Genomic DNA, 24,192 nt, shown 5'->3' on the forward strand with positions numbered 1-24,192 from the left:
TGACTCGTGTTTGCCAGTGTAATTGGCAACGACTGATCCATGCTGCCCTGCGCGGCCGCCTTGTGTGGCCGTCTCGCGCCGCTGGATCCGGGGGGAAGGGGACATCGCGCCATGCCTGAAGTCAACAGTCCGGAGCGTCTGGGGGGCTGGACCCGCTTCGTCACTGCGCGACCACGGCTCGCGCTGCTCGCGGCCCTGGTCATCACGGCGCTCGCCGTGTTCGCGGGCAGCGGGGTGGTCGACAAGATGGGCAGCGGCGGCTGGGAGGCCCCGGACGCCGAATCGACCTATACGACCAAGGCGCTGGAGCGCGAGTTCCCCGCATCCCAGCCGAATCTGTTGCTGCTCGTGGACAGCGGCAGCGCATCGGTCGACGATCCGGCGGTGGCCGCCGAGGCGGCCCGGCTGACCGAGCGGCTGGCCGGAGAGAAGGACATCACGGGCGTCGGCTCGTACTGGCAGAGCAAGGCACCCGCACTGCGTGCCGAGGACGGGCGAGAAGCGTTGATCGCCGCCCGGATAGAAGGCGACGACAAGGCGATGGGCGAGGTCCTGGACCGGATAGCCCCCGCATACCGTGGTGCGCACGGCCCTGTGGAGGTCTCGGTCGGCGGCCCGGTCGCCGTACGGCACGAGATGCAGACGATCATCCAGGAGGACCTGCTGCGGGCCGAGATGATCGCGCTGCCGGTGACGCTCGTGCTGCTGGTCATGGTCTTCGGAAGTGCGATCGCCGCCCTGCTGCCGCTCGGTGTGGGCATCGTCGCGATCCTGGGGACCAATGCCGTGCTGCGCGGCATCACCGAATTCACCGACGTCTCGGTCTTCGCTCAGAACCTCACCACGGCCCTCGGTCTCGGACTTGCCATCGACTACGCGCTGTTCATCGTGCGCCGGTTCAGGGAAGAGCTCGCGACCGGGGCGGACACCCGGGCGGCTGTGGGGGCGACGCTGCGCACTGCGGGGCGCACGGTGCTGTTCTCCGCGCTGACCGTTGCGGTTTCGCTCGCCGCGATGCTGGTCTTCCCGCAGTACTTCCTGCGCTCGTTCGCCTACGCGGGGATCGCCGTGGTGCTGCTGGCGGCTGCCGCCGCGCTGATCCTGCTCCCGGCCGCGCTGATGCTGCTCGGACCACGGGTCAACTCGCTGGATCTGCGCCGACTGCTGCGACGGGGGGACGGGCGCACGGGCGGGCGTGTCGAGCTGTCCGCGTCCGCCTCAGCCGAATCCGGCAGCGGGTGGGGCCGGTTCGCGGCCCTCGTGATGCGTCGGGCGCCGGTCTTCGCCGTCCTCACCACCGTGGGTCTCGTCCTGCTCGGACTGCCCTTCCTCGGGGTGAAGTTCGGTACGGCGGACGATCGCCAGCTGCCCGCGACCGCCGAGTCGCATGTCGTCCAGCAGCACATCCGGGACGGCTTCCCCGGCAGCCCGGGCGGCGGCCTCGAAGTACTCGCGGAGGGTGCGGCGACGCCGGCCCAATACACCGAATACCGCAGCAGGATCGCCGGCCTTCCCGGTGTGCTGCGGGTCGACGGGCCGGTCACGACGGGGCGGTTCGCCTACTTCAGCGTGCTGCCCGACGGCGAGTCCGTGGGGGAGGGGTCCCAGCGGCTCGTGCAGGACCTCCGGGCCGAGCCCGCCCCCTTCGACACCTCGGTGACGGGCACGGCAGCCGTCCTGGTCGACTCCAAGCACGCCATCGCGGACCGGCTGCCCTGGGCAGTGGGCATCATCGTCGTGGTGACACTGCTTCTGGTCTTCCTGCTTACCGGAAGCGTGCTGATCCCCCTCCAGGCGGTCGTGCTCAACGCGCTGAGTCTCACGGCGATGTTCGGAGCGGTCGTCTGGGTCTTCCAGGACGGGCATCTGTCCGGACCGCTCTCCTTCACCAGCACCGGGGACATAGAGACGACACTGCCGGTGCTGATGTTCTGCGTCGCCTTCGGACTCTCCATGGACTACGGGGTCTTCCTGCTCTCCCGGATCAAGGAGGAGTACGACCGCACCGGGGACCACGAGCGGTCGGTGACCTTCGGGCTGCGGCACACCGGCGGGCTGATCACCGCGGCAGCCGTGATCCTGGCGGTGGTGATGGTCGCCATCGGTACGTCACGGGTGGCCAACACCAAGATGCTGGGCCTCGGCATCGCCCTGGCCGTGCTGATGGACGCCATGGTGGTGCGCAGCCTGCTGGTTCCTTCCGTGATGAAGCTGATGGGCAAGGCCACCTGGTGGGCACCCGCTCGGCTCCGGGCCTTCCACCGGAGGTTCGGCCTGAGCGAAGGGACGTCCGTGCCGCTGCCGGCCGAGGAGATATCGATGGACGCTCCGGAGCGGGACAAGATCACCAGCGGAGCGTAGATTCGGCCGCCCGGACGACGGGCGCGGAGCGCATCGCGGCGCGGACCGGATAACGGCGCGGAGCGGATAACGGCGCGGAGCGGACTACGGGGCTGAACGAAGGGCTGGGCCGATGCGAGCAGTGGTATTCGAGGAGTTCAAGCAGGACGCCAGGGTGCGGGAAGTGCCGGACCCGAGCCCGTCCGGCCAGGGTGTCGTGGTCCGCGTCGCGGCCACCGGGCTGTGCCGCAGTGACTGGCACGGCTGGATGGGTCACGACCCCGACATCACCCTGCCCCATGTGCCCGGTCATGAACTCGCCGGTGTGGTCGAGGCGGTGGGGAGCGGTGTCGTCAACTGGCGACCCGGCGACCGGGTCACCGTGCCCTTCGTCTGTGCGTGCGGCCGCTGTCCCGCCTGTGCGGCCGGAGCCCAGCAGGTCTGCGAGCGGCAGACCCAGCCCGGCTTCACCCACTGGGGCTCGTTCGCCGAGTACGTGGCGCTGGAGCAGGCCGACGTCAATCTGGTCTCCGTTCCCGAGGGCCTGTCCTTCGCCACGGCGGCCGGTCTGGGGTGCAGGTTCGCCACGGCGTTCCGGGCGGTCGTGGCTCAGGGGCGGGTGGCGCCGGGCGAGTGGGTCGCGGTGCACGGTTGCGGAGGGGTCGGGCTCTCGGCCGTCATGATCGCGGTGGCCTGTGGGGCCAGGGTCGTCGCGGTCGACGTCTCAGCGGGCGCTCTCGAACTGGCGCGGGCGTTCGGCGCGGTGGAGTGCGTGGACGCGTCCACGCACCCGGGCGGGGCGGACGAGGCGGTACGCGAACTGACGGGCGGCGGGGCCCATCTGTCACTCGACGCGCTGGGCTCCCCGGTGACCTGCGCCGCCTCGGTGCGGAGCCTGCGCCGACAGGGCCGCCATGTGCAGATCGGGCTGCTGCCCACGGCCGCCGGTGACCCCGTCGTGCCCATGGCGCGGGTGATCGGCCTGGAGCTGGAGATGCTCGGCAGTCATGGCATGGCCGCGCACGCGTACCCGCCGATGATGGACATGATCCTGGCCGGCACCCTGCGCCCCGATCTGCTGGTGACCTCCACCATCGGCCTGGACGCGGCCCCGGCGGCGCTCGCCGCGATGGGTACGGCGCCCGGGCCAGGGGTGACGATCATCCTGCCGTCGAGCGGTGGGACGTACACCCCGGCGAAGGAGTGAGGCCCCGTACGGCGGCAGATGGGAGTCGTTTCCCGTACGGGGCCGGAGGTGTCAGTCCCTGCGTCCTCGGTTGCCGGGTCTTGAGGCGACCCAGGCGCGGATGGTGTCCGCGTACCAGTAGGGCTTGCCGCTCTCCACATGGTCGGGTGACGGGAGGAGGCCGTGTTTGCGGTAGGAGCGGACGGTGTCCGGCTGTACCCGGATGTGCGCGGCAATGTCCTTGTAGGACCAGAGTCTTCTGTCCGTCATGTATGACACCTCTCTGCGCCGCAGCGCAGCCGGGCAGGCCGTCGGGGGAGCTGCGGCGCGAACGCTGACGATCGTTCAGCCTGCGTCCGGTGCAACGAGAGGGGGAGAGTTCCGGGGAGGGGCTGTCGAGCGCCTGTGACGGAAGACCCGCGTAACGGAGACATATGTGACGAGGAGGTGATCTCTGTTACAGAAGGCGTGCATGGCGCCAGGGGCTATGGGAGAGGGGTCCGGCGTGCCGGGTTACGCCGGCGGATAGGGGAGAGGGGTCGTGCGGGTCGGTCCCGCGTGCCAGAGCGCCGACCAGGTGACCGGGGTGACCAGGCCGTCCGGCACGAGCGGCGGATTGTCCGCCTGGAAGCGCTGTACGGCGAGGAGGGTCTGCGGTCCGAACGTTCCGTCGAGCGCCGACCACGGCAGATAGTGGCGGTTGGCCAGCATGCACTGCACCTGGGAGACCCGATCGCCCTGGTCGCCGTACACGGTGAGCCCGTCGCCGTCGTAGAAGACGCAGACGGGGCTCGAGCCGGGCGGTGGCGGCGGGTTGTGCTCGTCGGCCGAGGCGCCCGGGGCAGCGGCGAGGGCGGCGGCCAGAGCGACGACGGCCAGGGCCGAGGTCCCGGCCGTCCTGCGGGACGACAACATTTTCCGGATCATGGCGAGTTGCTCCTGGTGCGGTGGTGTGTGCGGTGGTGTGTGCGGTGGTGGTGGGGCGCGGCGGGGGCCGCGCACCGACTCTCATCGAGGACAACACCGCGTACCGCCACTACGTCACTTCCCGGGGCCGTTCGGCGTGTCAGGGTTCCCGGTGCGGGCTGCCGCAGGAGCGGAGGAAGTCCCGGGTGCGGCGGGCGATGGGGAAGGGCTTGTCGGGCGGGCAGGGGTACATGTCCTGCTCGACGATGGCGAAGAGATCGACGTCCAGCTTGCGGGCGGCTGCGAGTACGGGCTCCAGCGCGGGCATCCCGCCCGGCGGTTCGCACATCACTCCGCGCGCCACGGCGGGGCCGAACGGCACTTCGTCCGCCACGACTTCGGCCAGGATCTCCGGGTCGACCTGCTTGAGATGCAGATAGCCGATCCGTTCGCCGTAGGTCTCGATCAGCTTGACGCTGTCGCCGCCGCAGTATGCGTAGTGGCCGGTGTCGAGGCAGAGCGAGACCAGTTCGGGATCGGTGGCGTCGAGGAAGCGGCTGACGTGCTCCTCGGTGTCGATGTGGGTGTCGGCATGCGGATGGACGACGATGCGCAGTCCGAAACGGTCCTGCACCTCGCGGCCCAGCCGCTCCGTCTGGGTGGTGAGGCTGCGCCACTGCTCCGCGGTGAGGCTGCGGTCCTCCAGGACCTCGCCCGTCCTGTCGTCGCGCCAGAACGACGGGATGACCACGAGATGCCCGGCGCCCATCGCCCGGGTGAGTGCCGCGATGTCGGCGACATGCGCCCAGGTCCGGTCCCAGACGTCCGTTCCGTGGTGCAATCCGGTGAAAACGGTCCCGGCCGAGACCGTGAGCCCGCGGCGGCGGGTCTCGTCGACGAGGCGGGCCGGGTCGGTCGGGAGGTAGCCGTACGGGCCGAGCTCGATCCACTCGTAACCCGCGGCGGACACCTCGTCGAGGAAGCGCTGCCAGGGCACTTGCCGCGGATCGTCGGGGAACCACACACCCCACGAGTCGGGTGCCGAACCGATACGGATACGGGCCGGGGCCAATGCGGAGGAGGTCATGCGGCCCAGCCTCCTGGCCCGGGAGACGCGTGTCAATCATTCGTCCTTATGTCCGGACAAAGCATTGACAGGGTTCCGGGGGAGGGCTAGACCTGGGAGCAGCCGCCCCGGTCGCCGGTCGAAGGGATGCATATGCCTGAGCTGTACGACGTGATCACCATGGGCCGGATCGGTGTGGATCTCTACCCCCTGCAGACCGGTGTGCCGCTGGCCCGGGTCGAGACATTCGGGAAGTTCCTCGGCGGCTCACCGACCAATGTCGCCGTTGCGGCAACCCGGCTCGGCCGGCGGACCGCCGTGGTGACCCGCACGGGCCGGGATGCCTTCGGGGAGTATCTCCACCACCAGTTGCGGGAGTTCGGGGTGGACGACCGGTGGGTGACGCCCGTCGACGCGTATCCGACGCCGGTCACCTTCTGCGAGATCTTCCCGCCCGACGACTTCCCGCTCTACTTCTACCGGCAGCCCAAGGCCCCCGACCTGGAGATCCACGAGTCGGAGCTGGACCTCGACGCGGTGCGGTCCGCCCGGGTCTTCTGGATGACGGGCACCGGGCTGTGCGCCGAACCGAGCCACACATCGACCCTCGCCGCCCTGCGCGCCCGCGGCCGGTCCGGCATCACCGTCTTCGACCTCGACTGGCGCCCGATGTTCTGGGACACCACAGAAGAAATGCCCGGTATCGCGTCCGACCCCGCCGCCCGCTACCGCGAGGCCCTCGCCCATTCCACCGTCGCCGTCGGCAACCTCGACGAATGCGAGATCGCGACCGGCGAGCGCGAACCGTACGCGGCCGCCCGCGCCCTGATCGCCGCGGGGGTCGAGCTGGCCGTCGTCAAACAGGGCCCCAAGGGCGTACTCGCCGTCCACCGCGACGGCACGGTGGCCGATGTGCCGCCGCTGCCCGTCGAGGTCGTCAACGGCCTCGGCGCCGGTGACGCCTTCGGCGGGGCGCTCTGCCACGGGCTGCTCGCAGGATGGGAGACCGAACACATCATGCGGTACGCCAACGCCGCCGGTGCCATCGTCGCCTCCCGGCTCGCCTGCTCGTCCGCCATGCCGTTCCCGTACGAAGTCGAAGCTGCCCTGACCGAAGGTGCTGTCACCTCCCGCCCCACCGGAGCCACCCCATGACGCCCCCGGCCTCCTCGGTCTCCGAACTCGTCCAGCTGCGCATGCGCCACCCCGAGGCCATCGCCGAAGCCGCCGCGCGACGCCGCAGACGCCCCCTCATCGGCAGCGGCGGCCGCCTGATGATCATCGCGGCGGACCATCCGGCCCGTGGCTCCCTGGCCGTCGGCGACCGCGAACTGGCCATGGCCAACCGCTTCGAGCTCCTGGACCGGCTCTGCCTCGCCCTCTCCCGCCCCGGTGTCGACGGCGTCCTCGCCACCGCCGACATCCTCGACGACCTGCTGCTCCTCGGCGCACTGGAGAACAAGGTGGTCGTCGGCTCGATGAACCGCGGCGGACTCGCGGGCGCCGCCTTCGAACTCGACGACCGCTTCACCGGCCACCGCCCCGAGGACCTCGCCCGGCTCCGCTTCGACGCGGGCAAGCTGCTGCTCCGTATCGACTACGACGACCCCGGCTCGCTCGACACCATGCACGCCACCGCCCGTGCCATCGACGCCATGGCCGCGCACCGGCTGCCCGTCTTCGTCGAGCCGTTCCTCTGCCGCCGCATGGACGGCCACGTCCGCAACGACCTCGGCGCGGAGGCGGTCACCACCTCGATCGCCATCGCCTCGGGGCTGGCCGGGACATCCGCGTACACCTGGCTCAAGGTCCCCGTCACCGAGAACCCCGACGACATGGCCCGGGTGATGGAGGCTTCGACGCTGCCCGCCGTGCTGCTGGGCGGCGAGGTGGGTGACGACCTGGACGGCGCGTTCGAGAAGTGGCGCACGGCGCTGCAACTGCCGACCGTCCAGGGCCTGGTGGTGGGGCGTTCGCTGCTCTACCCGGCCGACGGTGAGGTGGCCGCGGCCGTCGACACGGCCGTATCGCTGCTGGAGCCGAGAGGAACGGGCGGGGACCGGGTATCAAGTAGGGAATGGGTATGACGACGCACAACGAACCGCGGTACCACCTCGGCGCCGGGAGCGCGGCGAGCGGCCCCTACGCCCTCGACATCGACCCGAAGCGCGCCGGCTGGGACCGGTCGAGCCTGCGTGTGCTGGAGCTGGGGCCGGGCGGAGTTCACACGCTTGTCACCGGGGAGAGCGAATGGATCGTTCTGCCGTTGACCGGTGGCTGTACGGTGCACACCTCAGGTGAGATCTTTGAACTGCTGGGCCGGGAAAGCGTGTTCAGCGGGGTATCCGACTTCGCGTACGTACCGCGTGACGCCCATGCACAGATCGCCTCCGGCGCAGGAGGCCGCTTCGCCCTGGCAGGAGCGAAGTGCGAGCGACGACTCCCCGCTCGCTACGGCCCCGCGCCGGAGGTACCCGTCGAGCTGCGCGGCTCCGGGAACTGCTCCCGCCAGGTCAACAACTTCGCCGCCGCCGACACCTTCGAGTGCGACCGGCTGATCGCCGTCGAGGTACTCACCCCGGGCGGCAACTGGTCGTCCTACCCACCGCACAAGCACGACGAGCACCGCCCCGGCGTCGAGTCCGTGCTGGAGGAGATCTACTACTTCGAGGTGGAGGACGACGGCCTCGGCTACCACCGTGTGTCGCCGTCGAGGGACGGCGGTACGGATGTCCTCGCCGAGGTCCGCAGCGGTGACGCGGTCCTCATTCCCGACGGCTGGCACGGTCCGTCCATCGCCGCCCCCGGCCGCACGCTCTACTACCTCAATGTGATGGCGGGCCCGGGGGAGCAGCGGGAGTGGCTGATCAGCGACCACCCCGACCACGGCTGGATCCGTGACACCTGGCCGTCGCAGCCGGTGGACCCCAGACTCCCGCTCTACGGACCGGAGGCGACCTCGTGAGCGCACCACGCACCCGCAGGCTCACCACCGCCCAGGCCCTGGTGTCCTTCCTGTCCCGCCAGTACACCGAGCGCGACGGCCGGCGACAGCGCCTGATCAGCGCCACCTGGGGCATCTTCGGCCACGGCAATGTCGCCGGAGTCGGTCAGGCGCTCGTCGAGTCGGGCCGGGCGATGCCCTATCTCCAGGGCCGCAACGAGCAGGCCATGGTGCACGCCGCCGTCGGCTACGCCCGCCAGTCCGGCCGGCTCTCCGCGCACGCCGTCACCACCTCCATCGGCCCCGGCGCCACGAACCTCGTGACCGGCGCCGCCCTCGCCACCATCAACCACCTCCCCGTCCTCCTCCTGCCCGGGGACACCTTCGCGAGCCGGCCCGCCGACCCCGTGCTCCAGCAGCTCGAAGTCCCGTCCGCGGGCGACATCTCGGTCAACGACTGTCTGCGTCCCGTCTCCCGCTACTTCGACCGGATCACCCGCCCCGAGGCCCTGATCCCGGCCGCACTCCAGGCCATGCGGACCCTCGCCGACCCGGCGGAGACCGGCGCGGTCACGCTCGCGCTGCCGCAGGACGTGCAGGCGCAGGCGTACGACTGGCCGGAGGAGTTCTTCGCCGAGCGCATCTGGTACGTACGCCGCCCCGCCCCCGATCCGTACGAACTCGACCGGGCGGTGCGGGCCGTGCGCAGCGCCCGCCGGCCGCTGATCGTGGCGGGCGGCGGCGTCCATCACAGCGCGGCGGAGGAGACCCTCGCCGCGTTCGCCGCCGCCACCCGTATCCCCGTCGCCTCCACCCAGGCCGGCAAGGGCTCCCTGCGTCACGACCACCCCGCCGACGTCGGCGGCATCGGCCACACCGGCACCGCGACCGCCGACGAGCTGGCCCGCACCGCCGACCTGGTGATCGGCATCGGCACCCGCTACTCCGATTTCACCACCGCCTCCGCCACGCTCTTCTCCGACCCGTCGGTCCGCTTCCTCAACCTCAACATCACCGGCTTCGACGCACACAAACTCGGCGCGCTCCCCCTCGTCGCCGACGCCCGCACCGCCCTCGAAGCCCTCACCGCCGCGCTCGCCGCACGCAACCACCGCGTCGACCCGTCCTACGAGACCGAGTACACCGAGGCCAAGGAGAAATGGGAGCAGCGCGTCACCGCCGCGTTCACCGCCGAGGACCCGCATGCCCGCCCCACCCAGGCCCAGGTCCTCGGCCTGCTCGACGCCCTCGTCACCGAGGACGACATCCTGATCAACGCGGCCGGATCGCTCCCCGGTGACCTGCACAAACTCTGGCGGGCCCGCTCCCCGCACCAGTACCACGTCGAATACGGCTACTCCTGCATGGGCTACGAGATCCCGGCCGCGATCGGGGTCCAGCTGGCCACCCCCGGCCGCCCCGTCTGGGCCCTCGTCGGCGACGGCACATATCTGATGAATCCCACCGAGATCGTCACCGCGGTGCAGCAGGAACTCCCCGTGAAGCTGGTCATCCTGCAGAACCACGGCTACGCGTCCATCGGCGGCCTGTCCGAGACGGTCGGCGGTGAGCGTTTCGGTACGGCCTACCGCCACCGTGCCGCGGACGGCGCCTTCACCGGCCCCCCGCTCCCCGTCGACCTCGCGGCCAACGCCGGCTCGCTGGGGATGCGGGTGCTGCGCGCCAAGACCGTGCGTGACCTGCGCGAAGCCCTTGCCGAGGCACGCGTCGCGGACCGTCCCACTTGTGTCTACGTCGAGACCGAAACGGCAGACACAGTGTCGGGCCCCCCTCCGGCGCAGGCGTGGTGGGATGTTCCCGTAGCCGAAACGGCCACCCGGCCGTCGGCCGTGAAAGCCCGGGAAGAGTACGACCGTCACGTCGCCGACCGACGCCACCACCTTTGAAGGAGTTCTGTCATGAAGACCGTCAACCACTGGATCGGTGGCAAGACCGTCGAGGGTGCGTCGGGCAACTACGGCCCGGTCACCGACCCGGCCACCGGCGCTGTCACCACCCAGGTCGCGCTCGCATCGCTCGAAGAGGTCGACGCCGCGGTCGCCGCCGCCAAGGACGCCTATGCCACCTGGGGCACGTCCTCGCTGGCCGCCCGCACCGCGGTCCTCTTTCGCTACCGCGCGCTGCTCGACGCCCACCGGGACGAGATTGCCGCGCTGATCACCGCCGAGCACGGCAAGGTGCACTCGGACGCGCTGGGCGAGGTCGCCCGCGGTCTGGAGATCGTCGAGCTGGCCTGCGGCATCACCACCCAGCTCAAGGGCGAGCTGTCCACCCAGGTCTCCAGCCGGGTCGACGTCTCCTCCATCCGTCAGTCGCTCGGTGTCGTCGCCGGTATCACCCCGTTCAACTTCCCGGCCATGGTGCCGATGTGGATGTTCCCGCTCGCCATCGCCTGCGGAAACACCTTTGTGCTGAAGCCCAGCGAGAAGGACCCGTCGGCCGCCAACCTGCTGGCCGAGTTGGCCGCCGAGGCCGGTCTGCCGGACGGTGTGCTGAACGTCCTGCACGGCGACAAGGTCGCCGTCGACGGCCTGCTCAGCCACCCCGACGTGGCCGCGGTCTCCTTCGTCGGCTCCACCCCGATCGCCCGCTACATCCACGCCACCGCCTCCGCCAACGGCAAGCGCGTCCAGGCACTCGGCGGCGCGAAGAACCACATGCTGGTGCTGCCGGACGCGGACCTCGACGCCGCGGCAGATGCCGCCGTCTCCGCCGCGTACGGCTCCGCCGGTGAGCGCTGCATGGCGATCTCCGCGGTCGTCGCGGTCGGCTCCATCGCCGACGAGCTCGTCGCCAAGATCAAGGAGCGCGCCGAGAAGATCAAGATCGGCCCCGGCAACGACCCGACGTCCGAGATGGGCCCGCTGATCACCGCCGCCCACCGCGACAAGGTCGCCTCCTACGTCAAGGGCGCGGCCGCCCAGGGCGCCGACGTCGTCCTCGACGGCACCGGTTTCACCGTCGAGGGCTTCGAGGACGGCCACTGGATCGGCCTCTCCCTCCTCGACAACGTGTCCACCGACTCGGACGCGTACAAGGACGAGATCTTCGGCCCGGTCCTGTGCGTTCTGCGCACCGAGACGTACGAAGAGGGCGTCGCCCTCATGAACGCCTCGCCGTTCGGCAACGGCACCGCGATCTTCACCCGTGACGGCGGCGCTGCCCGCCGCTTCCAGCTGGAGATCGAGGCCGGCATGGTCGGCGTCAACGTGCCGATCCCGGTGCCGGTCGGCTACCACTCCTTCGGTGGCTGGAAGGACTCCCTCTTCGGCGACCACCACATCTACGGCAACGACGGCGTGCACTTCTACACCCGCGGCAAGGTCGTCACCACCCGCTGGCCGGACCCGGCCGACGCCCCGGCGGGCGTGGACCTGGGCTTCCCGCGCAACCACTGACTCCACTGCCCTTCTGCACCGACGGCCCGTACGGAAGCTGTATCCGTACGGGCCGTCGCCATGCCCGCAGCACCCCCGCGCTGACGCGTTGCCGACTCCGGGGACACATGCCCGTACCGCCGTTCCGACGGCGCTGGACTGCTCTCGTGCTTGTCGACCGGAATGGAGCAGGCACCCACGAAGCGCGGTACGGGGGGCTCTTGCGGAGGCTCGAACTGTCGGAGGCGATGGCAGTGAGTGCGGTGGACGAACGCCCTTCGGGGCCCGGCGCGCCCTCACATGCGCCGCAGGCCCACGTACTGGAGTGCACCCATGGCCGCCACGACCAGGCCCTGGAACACGATCCAGCCGTTGCCGATTCCCGTCGCGGTCAGTGCGTCCACGGCGACAGCCGCGACGCCGGCCACGGCCCAGGCCACGTTCAGGGTGATGATGACGGCGACCGCGCCGCGATTGATGCTCTCCTGGCGGGAGACGACCAGCACCCACAGGGCGTACACGGTGAGGAACACGCCCACCGGGTACTGCACCGAGAGGCGCACGCCGAGGAACGAGTCCAGGACCGTGGCGAGTGCGAGGTATCCGATGCCGTTCGCACCGGTCAGGATCACGTCCGCCAGGAGGGCGAATCGGAGAAGGCTGTCGGAACGGGCGACGCCCGTCGCCGGGACCGTACCAGCGTTCTGGGACGACATCATGAGGTCTTCCTTTCGTTGTCATGCTGCTGACCTGGAGGTGTGTGTTGAGTGGGCCCGGAGGTGCTCCCGGCATCGGGGAACACCGGGGCGGGCGAACCGAGGAGGAACCGGGTCTCGGTATTCGCCGGCAGGAACGATTCGAGCGCGATGCCGCTCAGCGGACCGGACGGAAGATCGGAGAAGAGGGTGCCGGGGCGCTCGCCGAACGAGGTGACGATGTGGAAGAAGGTCAACAGGTGCCCCTCCCGGTACAGTTCGATGGGCAGAAGCAGGCGGTCCGCCTCCCCGGATACGGCTGATTCGGCTTCCTCGGATTTGGCCAACTCGGCATCCTGCGCCGATGGAAGGCCCGCTATGGACGCTTCCAATTCCCGCAGGCGGCCGTCCCCGGTGATTGCGCTCCATCGCCGGAGCATTCGTATGACGTGGTATCTCACCTGCGGAAGATTGGTCAGATGTGGCGCCAGCCCCTCCGGGTGCAGAATGATGCGGAGGAAATTGGCGGGCGTGAGGAGATGGGCGGCGACATCGCTCATCAGCATTTCCATCGTGTGATTGAGAGCCACGATGTTCCAGCAGCTGTCGGTGACCATGGCCGGATACGGCTCATGGCCGGTCAGTACCTTCTCCAGAACCGGGCGAGCGTCGGCCGGCAACGGGGGGACGCTGTCGTACCAGCGCAGCCTTCCCGCCGCGGTCGCACGGGCGACGAGCTGCTGTCGTTGCGCGGGCGGCAGCCCGAGCGCCTGGGTGATGTGGAGAACCGTCTCGGCGTCGGGCGTCTGTTCGCAGGCCTCGATTCTCCTCAGATGGCTGAGGGAAAAGCCGGCCCGCTCGGCAAGTACCTGCTTGCTGAGCGATTTCTGGCGCCGCAGGTCACGCAGGAGCAGCCCCAGGACTCCGTCGTCTTCTGTGGAACGCATGCCCATACGGGGACGGTAATGACCGGCGCGGGGCCACCTCAATTACCTCCCAGGTAATGCTCGAAGGGGCTGCACCGGCTCGCGGGGCGTGCCAGGGCCCGTCCGCCCCAGCCGGAAAAGGGGAGCCGCGAAAGCAGCTCCCCTTCTCCGGCCTCACCATGTCAACGCGTACCGTCCGCGGTCCTCTCGGCACCGACCGCCTCGGCGATCATCCGTTGCATCGGAACAGCGCCCACCCGCCCCGAGACCAGGAACGCGGACACCATCGTCGCGACCATGATCACTGTGCCGAGCCACACCATCGTCCCGACCGGCACGGTGTACGCCCCCACGGCCCGCACCACGCACTCACCCAGCAGCGCCGCACCCCACACCGCCGAGAAGCGCATCTCCGCCCGCCGGAACGCCGCCGACTCCGCCAAGAGCCGCTGCCAGGCGGTGTCCTTGGCCGCATCGCCCTTGGTCAGCCACGGCCGCACCCCCGCGCTCATCATCGGCTGTCCCTTCAGCGCGGTCACCAGAATGACGATCCCGATGATGCTGCTCACCCCGCTGTCCTTGGCGAGCATCAGCCGCGGGTCACCGACCACCAGACTCGTCAGCAGCCCGACCACGTTGACCGTCACCATCAGCCCCGCCAGCCCGTTGAGCCGGCGCTTTTGGACGACACCCCACACGGTGCGCACGGCCGGCACCACGCTGCTCCAGGCCAGCGCGGCGAAGGCACCCATGCCCGCCGCCTTCAACGCGTAGTACGAGACGAGCGGCACCCCCACATCCACGAGCAGCGGCATCATGCTGTCCAGCAGCGCCTTGCGCGGAGCGAACGGGGCGGCGGCGACCGGAGCATCTGCGACAGGGGCGGTGGCTGTGGCGGCCGGGCTGGTCATGGCGGGTTCCTCTTCCGTATCGACGGGCGCCTTCGCGGCCCCGCTCTCGATACGTACAGACTGGCCGCCGGAGCCCGGTGCCCGGCAGAGCCGCGTGTACCGAGGTCCGTATGACGAATGTCAGCCTCTGCCGGTGACAGCGGCTGCTCACCGCTCGAAGGAGGCCGGGGGGCTCCGACGTACCCGAAACTCGCTCGCCGCGCCGGTCGAACCGGTGCTGTGATGAGGTCATGACCGTCCCGACCAGGCCACAGCACGAGATCCGCGCCCAGTACACGGATACGACCGTCACCGTCTATCAGGCGTACGCCCCGTTCATCGGTCTTCCGGCCGTGCGCGACGGGCGCTTCCCGGAAGTCTGGAAGCGCGACCGCATGACATGGATCAAGCCGAGCTTCCTGTGGATGATGTACCGCTGCGGCTGGGCCACGAAGGAGGGCCAGGAGACCGTCCTGGCCGTCGAGATCACCCGTGAGGGCTTCGACTGGGCCCTTGCGAACTCCGAACTCTCGCATTACGTAAGGGGAGTTCACCCCGACCGTGCCGCCTGGCAGCGCAACCTGCGCCGGAGCCCGGCCCGTGTCCAGTGGGACCCCGAGCGCGACCTCCGCCTGGACCGGCTTCCGTACCGTTCCCTCCAGCTCGGGCTCTGCGGTGAAGCGGCGCGGCGATACGCGGACGAGTGGACGGTGTCGATCCGTGACGTCACCCCGCTCGCCCGGCAGATCCACGAACTGGTGCGGGCCGGGCGGCTCGACGACGCGGCGGAACTCCTGCCGCGGGAGTCCCCGTACCCGTCGGCCGGCGCCGGGCTCCCGGCGGGGGCGACAGCCTGACCCGTGACCCGGGCAAAAGAGTTAATGCCCTATAAGGGATATACCTGGCGTTACGCTCCGCGCATGACCCACCATGCCATCCCCCTGGCGGCATCCGGCCTGAAGATCGACTGGGCCAGGATGCCGACGTACAACACGATCATGGCGGTGGCCGCCGGTGCCGGGCTGTTGCTCGTGGTGGCGCTGGGGCGTCAGCTCCTCGCGTCCGAGCGCATCATCACCCCCGACGGCTGGGTGCTGGCGTTCGGGGCCGTCGGCTTCACTCTCGTCACCACCGGCCTCCATATGACCCTGACCTGGCCGCTCGCCGGACAGGGCTTCCCGTTCGACAACGTCATCTTCGGCGAGCCGGCACTCGCCTTCGGCGTCTTTCTGCTGGCCGCGTCCTTCTACCTCTGGAAACGCGGCGCCGAACTCAACAGCGCCGACCGCATCGTCCGCACGGCCCGCGTCGCCTCGCCCATCTCCGTCTTCGTGTTCGGCCTCGGGCTCGCCTGCTTCGGGATCGCCGCCGCGGGCTGGAAATACACCCTCTTCGCCGCGCCGCCCGAGGAACCCATCTCCGGAGAATTCGCGAAGTGGCCGATGGTGGAAGCGAGCTTCATGTCCGGGCTGTACGTCCTCGTGGGCATCGGCGCGCTCCTCTTCCCGTTCGCGCTGCACCGGCCCAAGAGCTGGATGGCTCCAGTCATCGGAGTCGTCTGGGGTCTGGCCGGACTGGCGTTCCTGCTCTTCGGCGGGCTCAACTACTTCACCCACATCGGCCTCATCGTCAACACCATGTGAGTCACTCAGGACCACGGTGGGCCCGGTCGGACGGCCGGGTCCACCGGGTCCCCCCACCCCGTGGCGGCCACCACCTCGCGCGCGATGTCCGTCACCTTCCGCCCGTCCGTCGCCACCCGGACCGTGTCCGCCGGTGCATGCTCGTCCAGGAGACGGGCCTTGCGGACGCTGTTCGCCACCTCACGGTCCAGTTCCGAGCCGATCTCGCGTCCCGAGAGCCGGCCGTACGTCGTGGCATCGGAGGCGGTGAGCAGGATGCGGACGATCCGTACATCCGCACCCATCGCACGCTCGAACATCACCGCCGACTCCGGCAGCACGCTCACCGTGTTCGTATAGATCAGACGCCGGTAGCCGAGTTCCGCGAAGTTGGACCAGACCGCCGTCAGATTGCGCTCGGTGATCCCCGCGCGGTGCGGATCGCCCTCCGGCGCCGGATGGACCTGGCCCATCAGATCGCCCTCCACGACCGCGTGCGCCGCCTCGACGGCCCGCAGTTGCGCCGAAACCTCCCAGGCCACGGTCGACTTGCCTACGCCCGCGCGCCCGCCGATGAGCAGTACCTCTGCGTGATTCATGTCGGCAGGGTGCCAGCCCACGAGAGCTCACGCGATCCGATTGCGCGGCCGTGTCGAACGCGCCCGCCCGAACGGCGCGGCATACCGCGCATGGAGTACGGCGGGGTGTGCCGTACGCCGCAAGAAGGCCGGAGAGTTCCTCCTGGCGGTTGCCCGTGCACCGCGACTGTCGGCTTAGGGTCGTGAACCATGGAGACCCCTATTGCGCGTACGTCCCGGTGGCGGGGACTGCTGCCCCGCAAACGCGGCCGGTGGGCCGCGGGCCTCGCGGCGTTCGTCGTGCTGGCCGGTGCGGGCACCTGGACCGCCACTGCCGACGACGGCGGGCCCGCCGTGCACCGCCAGGACCGGATGATGCGCGTGGACGGCGTGTCCATCGACACCTCCTACTTCACCACCGGGGGCACGCAGCGCAGGCCCGCCGTGCTGATCGGGCACGGATTCGGCGGCAGCAAGAACGATGTACGGGCGCAGGCCGAACAACTGGCCGGTGCCGGGTACGCCGTGCTGACCTGGTCCGCCCGCGGGTTCGGGAAGTCGGGCGGGGAGATCGCACTCAACGCCCCCGACCGGGAGGTCAAGGACGTGTCCCGGCTGATCGACTGGCTGGCGGACCGGCCCGAGGTGGAGCTCGACGCCAAGGGCGACCCCCGGGTCGGGGTCACCGGGGCCTCCTACGGCGGAGCCGTCTCGCTCCTCGCCGCCGGGTACGACAAGCGCGTCGATGCCATCGCACCGCAGATCACCTACTGGAACCTGGCCGACGCCCTCTTCCCCGACGGGGTCTTCAAGAAGCTCTGGGCCGGAATCTTCGTCACCACCGGTGGCGGCTGCCAGAAGTTCGAGAAGCAGCTCTGCGACATGTACGAACGGGTCGCCGTCAGCGGGAAGCCGGACGCCGCCGCGCGAGCGCTGCTGACCGAGCGTTCCCCGAGCGCCGTCGCCGACCGGATCAAGGTGCCCGCGCTCATCGTGCAGGGGCAGTCCGACTCCCTCTTCCCGCTCGGCCAGGCCGACGCCATGGCCGAGGCGATAAGAGGCAACGGTGCGCCGGTCGCCGTCGACTGGATCGCCGGTGGGCACGACGGCGGTGACCTGGAGACCGACCGGGTGCGGCAGCGGATCGGCGGATGGTTCGACCGGTATCTGAAGGGCGACAAGGGCGCCGACACCGGGCCCGGCTTCCGCGTCACCCGGACCGGAGGTATCGACTCCACCGACGGGGCCGCCCTCACGCGTGGGGCGAGCAGCGATACGTATCCGGGGCTGAGCAGCGGAGGAGAAACGATCGACCTCGGGCGCCGGACGCAGACGTTCCGTAACCCGGCCGGCGCCAACCCGCCCGCCATCTCGGCCGTTCCCGGCGTCGGCGGCGGTCTCTCCCAGCTGTCGTCCCTCGGCGTCGGCCTCTCGATCGACTTCCCCGGGCAGTACGCCCGCTTCGACTCGGCCCCGCTGGACAAGTCCCTGCACGTCACCGGCTCACCGACCGTGCGGGTCGTCGTCGATGCGGAACGGGGCGACGCCGTGCTGTTCGGGAAGGTGTACGACGTGTCGCCGGACGGCAAGCGGCAGGTGCTGCCCTCCGAGCTGGTCGCACCCTTCCGGATTCCGCAGTCCCAGCAGGGCAAGGGCGTGCAGCTGACGCTCCCCGCCATCGACCACCAATTCGACGCAGGACACCGGCTCCGCCTGGTCCTCTCCGCCACCGACCTCGGCTACGCCTCACCGGCCGAGCCGACGACGTACAAGGTGACCGCCGCCGGCCCGCTGAACGTCCCCACCGCCCCGGCCCTGAAGACCGCAGCGGCCACCCTGCCCTGGTGGACCTGGGGGCTCCCGGCCGCCGCTGTCGTGATCGCCGCCCTGCTGCTGCTCACCGCCCGCCGCCGCACCGCGACCCCCGCACCCGATCCGACGCTCGCCGGGGTGCCTCTCCAGATCACCGGCCTGTCGAAGAAGTACGCCAGGTCCGCCGACAGGTATGCCGTGAAGGAACTGTCCTTCCGGGTCGAGAAGGGGCAGGTGCTCGGCCTCCTCGGACCCAACGGCGCGGGCAAGACCACCACCCTGCGCATGCTGATGGGGCTCATCACGCCCGACGACGGCGAGATCCGCGTCTTCGGGCAGGCCATCCGGCCGGGAGCGCCCGTGCTGTCCCGCGTCGGCTCGTTCGTCGAAGGAGCCGGCTTCCTGCCGCACCTGTCCGGGCGCGCCAACCTGGAGCTGTACTGGCAGGCCACAGGGCGGCCCGCCGAGGACGCGTACATCGAGGAGGCCCTGGAGATCGCCGGGCTCGGCGACGCGCTGGCCCGCGCCGTCCGTACGTACTCGCAAGGCATGCGGCAACGGCTCGCCATCGCCCAGGCCATGCTCGGCATGCCGGACCTGCTCATCCTCGACGAACCGACCAACGGACTCGACCCGCCCCAGATCCGCGAGATGCGCGACGTGATGATCCGGTACGCGGCCGGGGGCCGGACCGTCATCGTCTCCAGCCACCTCCTCTCCGAGGTCGAACAGTCCTGCACCCACCTCGTGGTCATGGACCGCGGCCGGCTCGTCCAGGCGGGCCCGGTCGCCGAGATCACCGGCTCCGGCGACATGCTGCTCGTCACCAGCGCGCAGGACGTGGCCGAACCCCTTGTGGGCAAGGTCGCCGCACTGCCGGGGATCGGCTCGGCCGTCCGTACGGACGACGGCCGCGGACTGCTCGTACGGCTCGACGGCGCCACCTCGTCCGAGCTGATCGCCGAACTGGTGCGGCTGGACATGCCGTTGACCGGTGCCGGGCCGCATCGCCGCCTGGAGGACGCGTTCCTCACCCTGATCTCCGGAGGCTCCGCATGAGTGCCGCAGTCGATGTCACAGAAGCCGCGGAGGCCCCCGGCTACCGTGCCCGGCACACTCTGCCGCTGCGCGTCGAGGCGGTACGTCAGCTGCGCAGGCGCCGCACCCTGCTCATGGGCGGGGTGCTGGCGGCGCTGCCGTTCATCCTGATCACCGCGTTCGCGATCGGCGGCACGCCGTCCTCCCGGGGCGGCGGCGACCGGCTGACCCTGATGGACACCGCGACCGCGTCCGCCGCGAACTTCGCCGCGACCTGCCTGTTCGTGTCCGCGGGGTTCCTGCTCGTCGTCCCGGTGGCGCTGTTCTGCGGGGACACCGTCGCCTCCGAGGCCAGTTGGTCCTCGCTGCGCTATCTGCTGGCGGCGCCCGTGCCACGGGCCAGGCTGCTGTGGAGCAAGCTCGTCGTGGCGCTCGGCTTCAGTCTGGCCGCGATGGTGCTGCTGCCGCTCGTCGCGCTGGCCGCGGGAGCCGCCGCGTACGGCTGGGGGCCGCTCGAACTCCCCACCGGCGGGGCGCTGGCGACCTCGGACACCGTGCCGCGGCTGGCGCTCGTCGTCGCGTTCGTCTTCGTCTCCCAACTGGTCACCGCCGGGCTGGCGTTCTGGCTGTCGACGAAGACCGACGCCCCGCTGGGCGCGGTCGGCGGGGCGGTCGGGCTGACCATCGTCGGCAATGTGCTGGACGCCGTCACCGCACTCGGGTCCTGGCGCGAATTCCTGCCCGCGCACTGGCAGTTCGCCTGGGCGGACGCGCTCCAGCCCGATCTGGAATGGGGTGGCATGGCGAAGGGCGCGGCGATCTCGGTGACCTATGCCCTGATTCTGTTCGCCTTCGCCTTCCGGGGGTTCAGTCGTAAGGACATCGTGTCCTGAGCTTGACCTTCCGCCGATTCCCCGGCCTGCGTTGCCGCATCGAGATTCATCCGCAACGTCTTCGTCTGCTCCTCGGCACCGTCTCGCACGTCACATTCACAAGTGCTGACACGACGACGTTGGGGGCAGGGCATGGAACGCCGGACAGGGAAGTACGTACGGACATGGCGAGGGGCACTCGGTGTGGTGCTGGCGGGCGGGGTGCTGCTCACCGGCTGCTCGGGGGCATCCGGCGGAAAGGAGCACTCCTCCTACGACCGCCGGGGCGCCCCCGCTCCCGCACCTGCTGCGTCGGGCGGGGCGGCCGACAGCGACGGCGCGAAAGGTACGGACGGCTCGAAGAAGCAGGACGGGCTGCGGGAGTCCGCGCCGCCCGACTACCTGTCCACCTTCGCCCTGGACGTCGACACCGCCTCGTACGGGTATGCCCGCCGCACCCTCGCCGACGGCAACCTGCCGGAGCCGGCCACCGTGCGGCCCGAGGAGTTCGTCAACAGCTTCCGCCAGGGCTACCGGCGCCCGGCCGGCGACGGCTTCACCGTGAACGTCGACGGCGCCCGTGCCGGGGCCGACGGCTGGTCGCTGGTACGGGTCGGCCTGGCCACCCGGGCCGCCCCCGCCCGTGACGAACGCCCGCCCGTCGCGCTCACCTTCGTCGTCGACATCTCCGGCTCGATGGCCGAACCCGGCCGCCTCGACCTGGTGAAGAAGTCCCTGGGCATCCTCACCGACGAACTCCGCGACGACGACTCGATCTCCCTGGTCACCTTCAGCGACGAGGCGAAGACACTGCTGCCGATGACCCGGCTGCGGGACCACCGCGGCAGGATCCGCGACAAGGTCGACTCCATGGAACCCACCGACTCCACCAACGTGGAAGCAGGCATCCGCCGCGGGTACGACGAGGCCGTCGACGGCCGCGTCAAGGGCGCCAACAACCGGGTCGTCCTGCTCTCCGACGCCCTCGCCAACACCGGCGAGACCGATGCCGCAGCCATCCTCGAACGCATCGACTCCGCCCGCCGCGAGTACGGCATCACCCTCTTCGGCGTCGGCGTCGGCAGCGACTACGGCGACGCGCTGATGGAACAGCTCACCAACAAGGGCGACGGCCACACCACGTACATCGCCGACGAGACCCAGGCCCGGAAGGTCTTCGTCGACCAGCTGCCCGCACACCTCGAACTGACTGCGCGCGACGCCAAGGCCCAGGTCGCCTTCGACCCGGAGACCGTCGAGAAGTTCAAGCTGATCGGTTACGAGGACCGGAAGGTCGCCGACGAGGACTTCCGCAACGACCGCGTCGACGGCGGCGAGGTCGGCCCCGGCCACACGGTGACGGCGCTCTACGCCGTACACCTCCGGGACGGTGCCTCCGGACATGTGGCGACCGCGACCGTGCGCTGGCTGGACCCCGGAACCCGGGCCCCGCACGAGCAGACGGGGGCGGTCGAGACGGCAGCGATCGACCGTCCGCTGTGGGACGGCGACAGCAAGCGGCTCCAAGTGACGGCGGTAGCCGCCTACTTCGCCGAGACGCTGCGCGGAGGCCGGCTGCCGGGCGCTCCCGGACTCGGTGAACTCGCCTCACGATCAGACAAGTTGGCTTCCGGGACCGAGGACGATTCGGTACGGAAGCTGGCGACCGCGATCGGACAGGCCGACCGGCTCAAGGGCGGCGGGGACGACAACGGGTCCGGGGGCGCACCGGAAGGCGAGATGGACTGACCGGGGAAGGGATCGGGCCGCACCGGCATACGAAAGTAGGCTGTGCGGCCCGTCCGACGACGCCATGATGTGCACCATGTCCTCCCTGTTGCCGGCGCTCGCCGTGATTACGACCGGCCTCTACGCCGGTTTCCTGCTGACGTTCCTGATCGCGATCATGCCCGGCATCGCGGCACTGCCGGACGAGCGGTTCACCGCAGCGATGCGCCGCTTCAACGAGAAGGTGCCCGGGCCGGCCTTCCTGGTCCTCTTCGCCGGTGTGATCGCCTTCCCGGTCGCCGTGGTCGTGGGAGCCGACGACGACGCGGACCGGGCGCTCGCAGTGGCGGCGCTGGTCTGCGCGGTCGGCAGCCACCTGATCACGATCATCGGGAACATCCCGCTGAACAAGGCACTCGCGGCGTCCGAGGGCGGCGGTGACAGCGCGGCCCGCGAGGCGTTCGAGTCCCGCTGGAACAACCTCCACCGGATCCGGACGGCCCTGTCCCTCGCCGCGTTCGCGCTGCTGGCCGTGGCCGCCGGGTAGGACGACGGGCCGGTCCCTCCCACCCTGAGGGGGCCGGCCCGCCCGCGCATCACGCGAGGTGGAAGACCTCGGCCAGCGGGACCATCGCCTCGTCCGCCGCCTCCGGCTGCTTGAAGAAGTCCGTCATGAAGATGTTCTCGGCGATCGACAGGTCGGGGAAGAGCGTCGGTTCCTGGTGGATGACGGCGATCCCGGCGTCGCGGGCGCCGGCTGGTCCGTGGAACACGACGGGCCTGCCGCCGAGCAACGCCCGCCCGCTGTCCGGGCGGTGCACCCCGGCCCGCGCCTTGATGAGGGTGGATTTGCCCGCACCGCTCTCTCCGGCGAGTGCGTGGACCTCGCCGGGGTACAGGGGCTGGGGGACTTCCTGCAGGGCACGTATGGCACCGAAGGACTTGCTCACATCCTTCAGTGCCAGGATCGGGGCGGTTTCGTTCATGGCGCGCTCCACGCCGTGAAAGGTTTCAATAAGGTAGCTCGGAACGATTCATGCCCGTCCGGTGCCGATCGTCAGGATCCTGACCGCTGCGACAACGTCCGCTCGATGCCTGCCCGGACGAAGGTGCGTGCGAGGCGTCCCCGCCTGATACGCCACGGCAGGGAGGCCCGGCGCGGGTCGGTTCCGTACCGGCGGCGGTGGATGTCGCCGACGACCTCGGCGGGAGCACCCAGCTCGGCCAGCACCTCCAGCGCCTGCCCCTTGGTGATGAGCCGCCCGTCCCGCAGGGTGGCCGATGCCCGTGCGAGGGTCAGCAGTCCGAGGTCCACCCAGATGTCGCGGAGCCAGCGCGTGGGCTTGGCGCTCGCCGGATACCAGTAGCCCTTGAGGTCGCCCCGGATGAACTCCGCCAACTCCTGATCGGACACCTCCGCAACGAGCCCGGCGGGCTCCGGGCCGAACAGCGACAATCCGCCCGTACTCAACTCCCGTCGGCTGACCGGCGTGACCGGCCGCTCGAACAACCGGCCCTGGGCCCAGGTCACATGATCACGGCCCACGTCCGGGAGTTGCGACCGCACCACATAGGAGCAGTGCAGCTTCGCGGCCATCGGCGCATCCGCGATCAACGCACGGTGCAAAAGGATGAGTTGTCGCCTCTGTGCCTCGGTGACCGGCGACTCCACGAGGGCCACGAGGTCGAGGTCGCTGCGCCCCGGCTGATAGTCACCCAACGCCAGGGACCCGTGCGCCCAGACCGCCTCCGGGGCAACGGCCTGACCGGCGTCGGCGATGAAGCGGTCCAGGAGGAGCCGGGTGGGCTGCGCCTCGTCGGCATTCATGGAACCGACTATGGCACGGGTGCCGGTGCGCCGGGATGACGGACGATCGGATCAGGCCTCCGCCGGGATCGACGAACGACGGGTTCGGCGGCGCCGCCAAGCTGGTCGACGCCAACCGCGACGGCCGCACCGAACTGGTCGTCGGCGCCCCCGGCGAGAACGCGCACGCGGGCTCCCTGTGGGTCTTCCCGACCGTGGCCTCCGGTGTGACGGCCAAGGGTTCGTGCACGTCCGGCCACGGGACGCCGGACACGGTGGCGACGGCCGCGGGGCTGGGTTCGTCGTTCAACCGCTGCGACAGGCCCTCTGCCCCGCGTCACAATCACGGCCGGGGGTAGGGCCGGCCCTACCCCCGGAACTCGG

The 24,192-nt window shown here is 70.3% G+C and carries 22 protein-coding genes and 1 pseudogene; 14 read left to right on the top strand and 9 right to left on the bottom strand.

Annotated features, from left to right (window positions below):
- Positions 1-111 precede the first annotated feature (111 nt).
- Both OG609_RS26700 and OG609_RS26705 read left to right on the top strand, forming a co-directional pair.
- The gene (locus OG609_RS26700) at positions 112-2,361 is read left to right on the top strand and encodes an MMPL family transporter (protein ID WP_327275141.1); all 2,250 of its coding nucleotides are present in this window, start codon (positions 112-114) and stop codon (positions 2,359-2,361) included.
- Between the two features lie 112 nt (positions 2,362-2,473).
- On the top strand, positions 2,474-3,547 hold the full coding sequence (locus OG609_RS26705) for a zinc-dependent alcohol dehydrogenase family protein (protein ID WP_327275142.1): 1,074 nt from the start codon (positions 2,474-2,476) through the stop codon (positions 3,545-3,547).
- Between the two features lie 51 nt (positions 3,548-3,598).
- On the opposite strand, the gene OG609_RS26710 is transcribed toward OG609_RS26705, so the two are convergent.
- The 3 genes from OG609_RS26710 to OG609_RS26720 form a co-directional block, all read right to left on the bottom strand.
- On the bottom strand, positions 3,599-3,796 hold the full coding sequence (locus OG609_RS26710) for a helix-turn-helix transcriptional regulator (RefSeq protein WP_093898674.1): 198 nt from the start codon (positions 3,794-3,796) through the stop codon (positions 3,599-3,601).
- A gap of 243 nt (positions 3,797-4,039) precedes the next feature.
- The gene (locus OG609_RS26715; RefSeq protein WP_327275143.1) at positions 4,040-4,453 is read right to left on the bottom strand and encodes a peptidoglycan-binding domain-containing protein; all 414 of its coding nucleotides are present in this window, start codon (positions 4,451-4,453) and stop codon (positions 4,040-4,042) included.
- A 139-nt stretch (positions 4,454-4,592) separates the two neighbouring features.
- Complete coding sequence (locus OG609_RS26720) at positions 4,593-5,519, bottom strand: sugar phosphate isomerase/epimerase family protein (RefSeq protein ID WP_327275144.1); 927 nt, start codon at positions 5,517-5,519, stop codon at positions 4,593-4,595.
- A gap of 132 nt (positions 5,520-5,651) precedes the next feature.
- On the opposite strand from OG609_RS26720, the gene iolC reads away from it, so the two are divergent.
- The 5 genes from iolC to mmsA are packed head-to-tail and all read left to right on the top strand — an operon-like array spanning position 5,652 to position 11,861.
- On the top strand, positions 5,652-6,653 hold the full coding sequence (gene iolC / locus OG609_RS26725) for a 5-dehydro-2-deoxygluconokinase (RefSeq protein WP_327275145.1): 1,002 nt from the start codon (positions 5,652-5,654) through the stop codon (positions 6,651-6,653).
- Complete coding sequence (locus OG609_RS26730) at positions 6,650-7,585, top strand: Cgl0159 family (beta/alpha)8-fold protein (protein ID WP_327275146.1); 936 nt, start codon at positions 6,650-6,652, stop codon at positions 7,583-7,585. Before iolC ends, OG609_RS26730 begins: the two co-directional genes overlap by 4 nt.
- The gene (iolB, locus tag OG609_RS26735) at positions 7,582-8,463 is read left to right on the top strand and encodes a 5-deoxy-glucuronate isomerase (RefSeq protein WP_327275147.1); all 882 of its coding nucleotides are present in this window, start codon (positions 7,582-7,584) and stop codon (positions 8,461-8,463) included. The genes OG609_RS26730 and iolB overlap by 4 nt, the downstream gene beginning before the upstream one ends.
- Entirely contained in the window at positions 8,460-10,349 is a 1,890-nt protein-coding gene (iolD, locus tag OG609_RS26740; protein ID WP_327275148.1) for a 3D-(3,5/4)-trihydroxycyclohexane-1,2-dione acylhydrolase (decyclizing), read from the top strand. The genes iolB and iolD overlap by 4 nt, the downstream gene beginning before the upstream one ends.
- Before the next feature lie 12 nt (positions 10,350-10,361).
- Positions 10,362-11,861 (top strand): CoA-acylating methylmalonate-semialdehyde dehydrogenase, encoded by a 1,500-nt coding sequence (mmsA, locus tag OG609_RS26745; protein ID WP_327275149.1) that lies wholly within the window; start codon positions 10,362-10,364, stop codon positions 11,859-11,861.
- Positions 11,862-12,136: 275 nt separating this feature from the next.
- On the opposite strand, the gene OG609_RS26750 is transcribed toward mmsA, so the two are convergent.
- The 3 genes from OG609_RS26750 to OG609_RS26760 form a co-directional block, all read right to left on the bottom strand.
- Positions 12,137-12,559: a hypothetical protein gene (locus OG609_RS26750; RefSeq protein WP_327275150.1), complete on the bottom strand. Its 423-nt coding sequence runs from the start codon at positions 12,557-12,559 to the stop codon at positions 12,137-12,139.
- Positions 12,556-13,488 (bottom strand): helix-turn-helix domain-containing protein, encoded by a 933-nt coding sequence (locus OG609_RS26755; RefSeq protein WP_327275151.1) that lies wholly within the window; start codon positions 13,486-13,488, stop codon positions 12,556-12,558. Before OG609_RS26755 ends, OG609_RS26750 begins: the two co-directional genes overlap by 4 nt.
- Before the next feature lie 155 nt (positions 13,489-13,643).
- Entirely contained in the window at positions 13,644-14,372 is a 729-nt protein-coding gene (locus OG609_RS26760; protein ID WP_327275152.1) for a VC0807 family protein, read from the bottom strand.
- A 230-nt stretch (positions 14,373-14,602) separates the two neighbouring features.
- Here OG609_RS26760 and OG609_RS26765 point away from each other — a divergent pair, with 230 nt between their 5' ends.
- Together OG609_RS26765 and OG609_RS26770 are read left to right on the top strand one after the other, a co-directional pair.
- Positions 14,603-15,208 carry a DUF4291 domain-containing protein gene (locus OG609_RS26765; RefSeq protein WP_327275153.1) on the top strand — a complete coding sequence of 202 codons (606 nt, stop codon included), beginning with the start codon at positions 14,603-14,605 and terminating at the stop codon, positions 15,206-15,208.
- Positions 15,209-15,271: 63 nt separating this feature from the next.
- Entirely contained in the window at positions 15,272-15,994 is a 723-nt protein-coding gene (locus OG609_RS26770; protein WP_327275154.1) for a DUF981 domain-containing protein, read from the top strand.
- 5 nt (positions 15,995-15,999) lie between these two features.
- Here OG609_RS26770 and OG609_RS26775 read toward each other — a convergent pair whose 3' ends face one another.
- The gene (locus tag OG609_RS26775) at positions 16,000-16,572 is read right to left on the bottom strand and encodes a hypothetical protein (protein ID WP_327275155.1); all 573 of its coding nucleotides are present in this window, start codon (positions 16,570-16,572) and stop codon (positions 16,000-16,002) included.
- 189 nt (positions 16,573-16,761) lie between these two features.
- Between OG609_RS26775 and OG609_RS26780 the strand changes: the two genes are divergently transcribed.
- The 4 genes from OG609_RS26780 to OG609_RS26795 all read left to right on the top strand — a co-directional run bounded on the left by OG609_RS26780 (position 16,762) and on the right by OG609_RS26795 (position 22,548).
- Positions 16,762-19,422: an alpha/beta fold hydrolase gene (locus OG609_RS26780; RefSeq protein ID WP_327275156.1), complete on the top strand. Its 2,661-nt coding sequence runs from the start codon at positions 16,762-16,764 to the stop codon at positions 19,420-19,422.
- Entirely contained in the window at positions 19,419-20,294 is an 876-nt protein-coding gene (locus OG609_RS26785) for an ABC transporter permease (protein ID WP_327275157.1), read from the top strand. The genes OG609_RS26780 and OG609_RS26785 overlap by 4 nt, the downstream gene beginning before the upstream one ends.
- A gap of 132 nt (positions 20,295-20,426) precedes the next feature.
- Positions 20,427-22,022, top strand: a complete 1,596-nt coding sequence (locus tag OG609_RS26790; protein WP_327275158.1) for a vWA domain-containing protein — start codon at positions 20,427-20,429, stop codon at positions 22,020-22,022.
- 76 nt (positions 22,023-22,098) lie between these two features.
- On the top strand, positions 22,099-22,548 hold the full coding sequence (locus OG609_RS26795) for an anthrone oxygenase family protein (protein ID WP_327275159.1): 450 nt from the start codon (positions 22,099-22,101) through the stop codon (positions 22,546-22,548).
- A 124-nt stretch (positions 22,549-22,672) separates the two neighbouring features.
- Here OG609_RS26795 and OG609_RS26800 read toward each other — a convergent pair.
- Positions 22,673-22,987, bottom strand: a pseudogene (locus OG609_RS26800) (ATP-binding cassette domain-containing protein); the annotation flags it as partial.
- Between the two features lie 71 nt (positions 22,988-23,058).
- On the bottom strand, positions 23,059-23,829 hold the full coding sequence (locus OG609_RS26805) for a nucleotidyltransferase domain-containing protein (protein ID WP_327275160.1): 771 nt from the start codon (positions 23,827-23,829) through the stop codon (positions 23,059-23,061).
- A gap of 35 nt (positions 23,830-23,864) precedes the next feature.
- Here OG609_RS26805 and OG609_RS26810 point away from each other — a divergent pair, with 35 nt between their 5' ends.
- A complete protein-coding gene (locus OG609_RS26810) occupies positions 23,865-24,167 on the top strand; it encodes an FG-GAP repeat protein (protein WP_327275161.1) in 303 nt (100 codons plus the stop codon).
- The last annotated feature ends 25 nt before the right edge of the window (positions 24,168-24,192 follow it).

This window comes from Streptomyces sp. NBC_01224, from assembly GCF_036002945.1.
Classification (GTDB): Bacteria; Actinomycetota; Actinomycetes; order Streptomycetales; family Streptomycetaceae; genus Streptomyces.

Coding starts and splice junctions, on each gene's coding strand:
- OG609_RS26700 (WP_327275141.1), top strand. CDS start 112: ATGCCTGAAGTCAACAGTCCGGAGCGTCTGGGGGGCTGGACCCGCTTC.
- OG609_RS26705 (WP_327275142.1), top strand. CDS start 2,474: ATGCGAGCAGTGGTATTCGAGGAGTTCAAGCAGGACGCCAGGGTGCGG.
- OG609_RS26710 (WP_093898674.1), bottom strand. CDS start 3,796: ATGACGGACAGAAGACTCTGGTCCTACAAGGACATTGCCGCGCACATC.
- OG609_RS26715 (WP_327275143.1), bottom strand. CDS start 4,453: ATGATCCGGAAAATGTTGTCGTCCCGCAGGACGGCCGGGACCTCGGCC.
- OG609_RS26720 (WP_327275144.1), bottom strand. CDS start 5,519: ATGACCTCCTCCGCATTGGCCCCGGCCCGTATCCGTATCGGTTCGGCA.
- iolC (WP_327275145.1), top strand. CDS start 5,652: ATGCCTGAGCTGTACGACGTGATCACCATGGGCCGGATCGGTGTGGAT.
- OG609_RS26730 (WP_327275146.1), top strand. CDS start 6,650: ATGACGCCCCCGGCCTCCTCGGTCTCCGAACTCGTCCAGCTGCGCATG.
- iolB (WP_327275147.1), top strand. CDS start 7,582: ATGACGACGCACAACGAACCGCGGTACCACCTCGGCGCCGGGAGCGCG.
- mmsA (WP_327275149.1), top strand. CDS start 10,362: ATGAAGACCGTCAACCACTGGATCGGTGGCAAGACCGTCGAGGGTGCG.
- OG609_RS26750 (WP_327275150.1), bottom strand. CDS start 12,559: ATGATGTCGTCCCAGAACGCTGGTACGGTCCCGGCGACGGGCGTCGCC.
- OG609_RS26755 (WP_327275151.1), bottom strand. CDS start 13,488: ATGGGCATGCGTTCCACAGAAGACGACGGAGTCCTGGGGCTGCTCCTG.
- OG609_RS26760 (WP_327275152.1), bottom strand. CDS start 14,372: ATGACCAGCCCGGCCGCCACAGCCACCGCCCCTGTCGCAGATGCTCCG.
- OG609_RS26765 (WP_327275153.1), top strand. CDS start 14,603: ATGACCGTCCCGACCAGGCCACAGCACGAGATCCGCGCCCAGTACACG.
- OG609_RS26770 (WP_327275154.1), top strand. CDS start 15,272: ATGACCCACCATGCCATCCCCCTGGCGGCATCCGGCCTGAAGATCGAC.
- OG609_RS26775 (WP_327275155.1), bottom strand. CDS start 16,572: ATGAATCACGCAGAGGTACTGCTCATCGGCGGGCGCGCGGGCGTAGGC.
- OG609_RS26780 (WP_327275156.1), top strand. CDS start 16,762: ATGGAGACCCCTATTGCGCGTACGTCCCGGTGGCGGGGACTGCTGCCC.
- OG609_RS26785 (WP_327275157.1), top strand. CDS start 19,419: ATGAGTGCCGCAGTCGATGTCACAGAAGCCGCGGAGGCCCCCGGCTAC.
- OG609_RS26790 (WP_327275158.1), top strand. CDS start 20,427: ATGGAACGCCGGACAGGGAAGTACGTACGGACATGGCGAGGGGCACTC.
- OG609_RS26795 (WP_327275159.1), top strand. CDS start 22,099: ATGTCCTCCCTGTTGCCGGCGCTCGCCGTGATTACGACCGGCCTCTAC.
- OG609_RS26805 (WP_327275160.1), bottom strand. CDS start 23,829: ATGAATGCCGACGAGGCGCAGCCCACCCGGCTCCTCCTGGACCGCTTC.
- OG609_RS26810 (WP_327275161.1), top strand. CDS start 23,865: ATGACGGACGATCGGATCAGGCCTCCGCCGGGATCGACGAACGACGGG.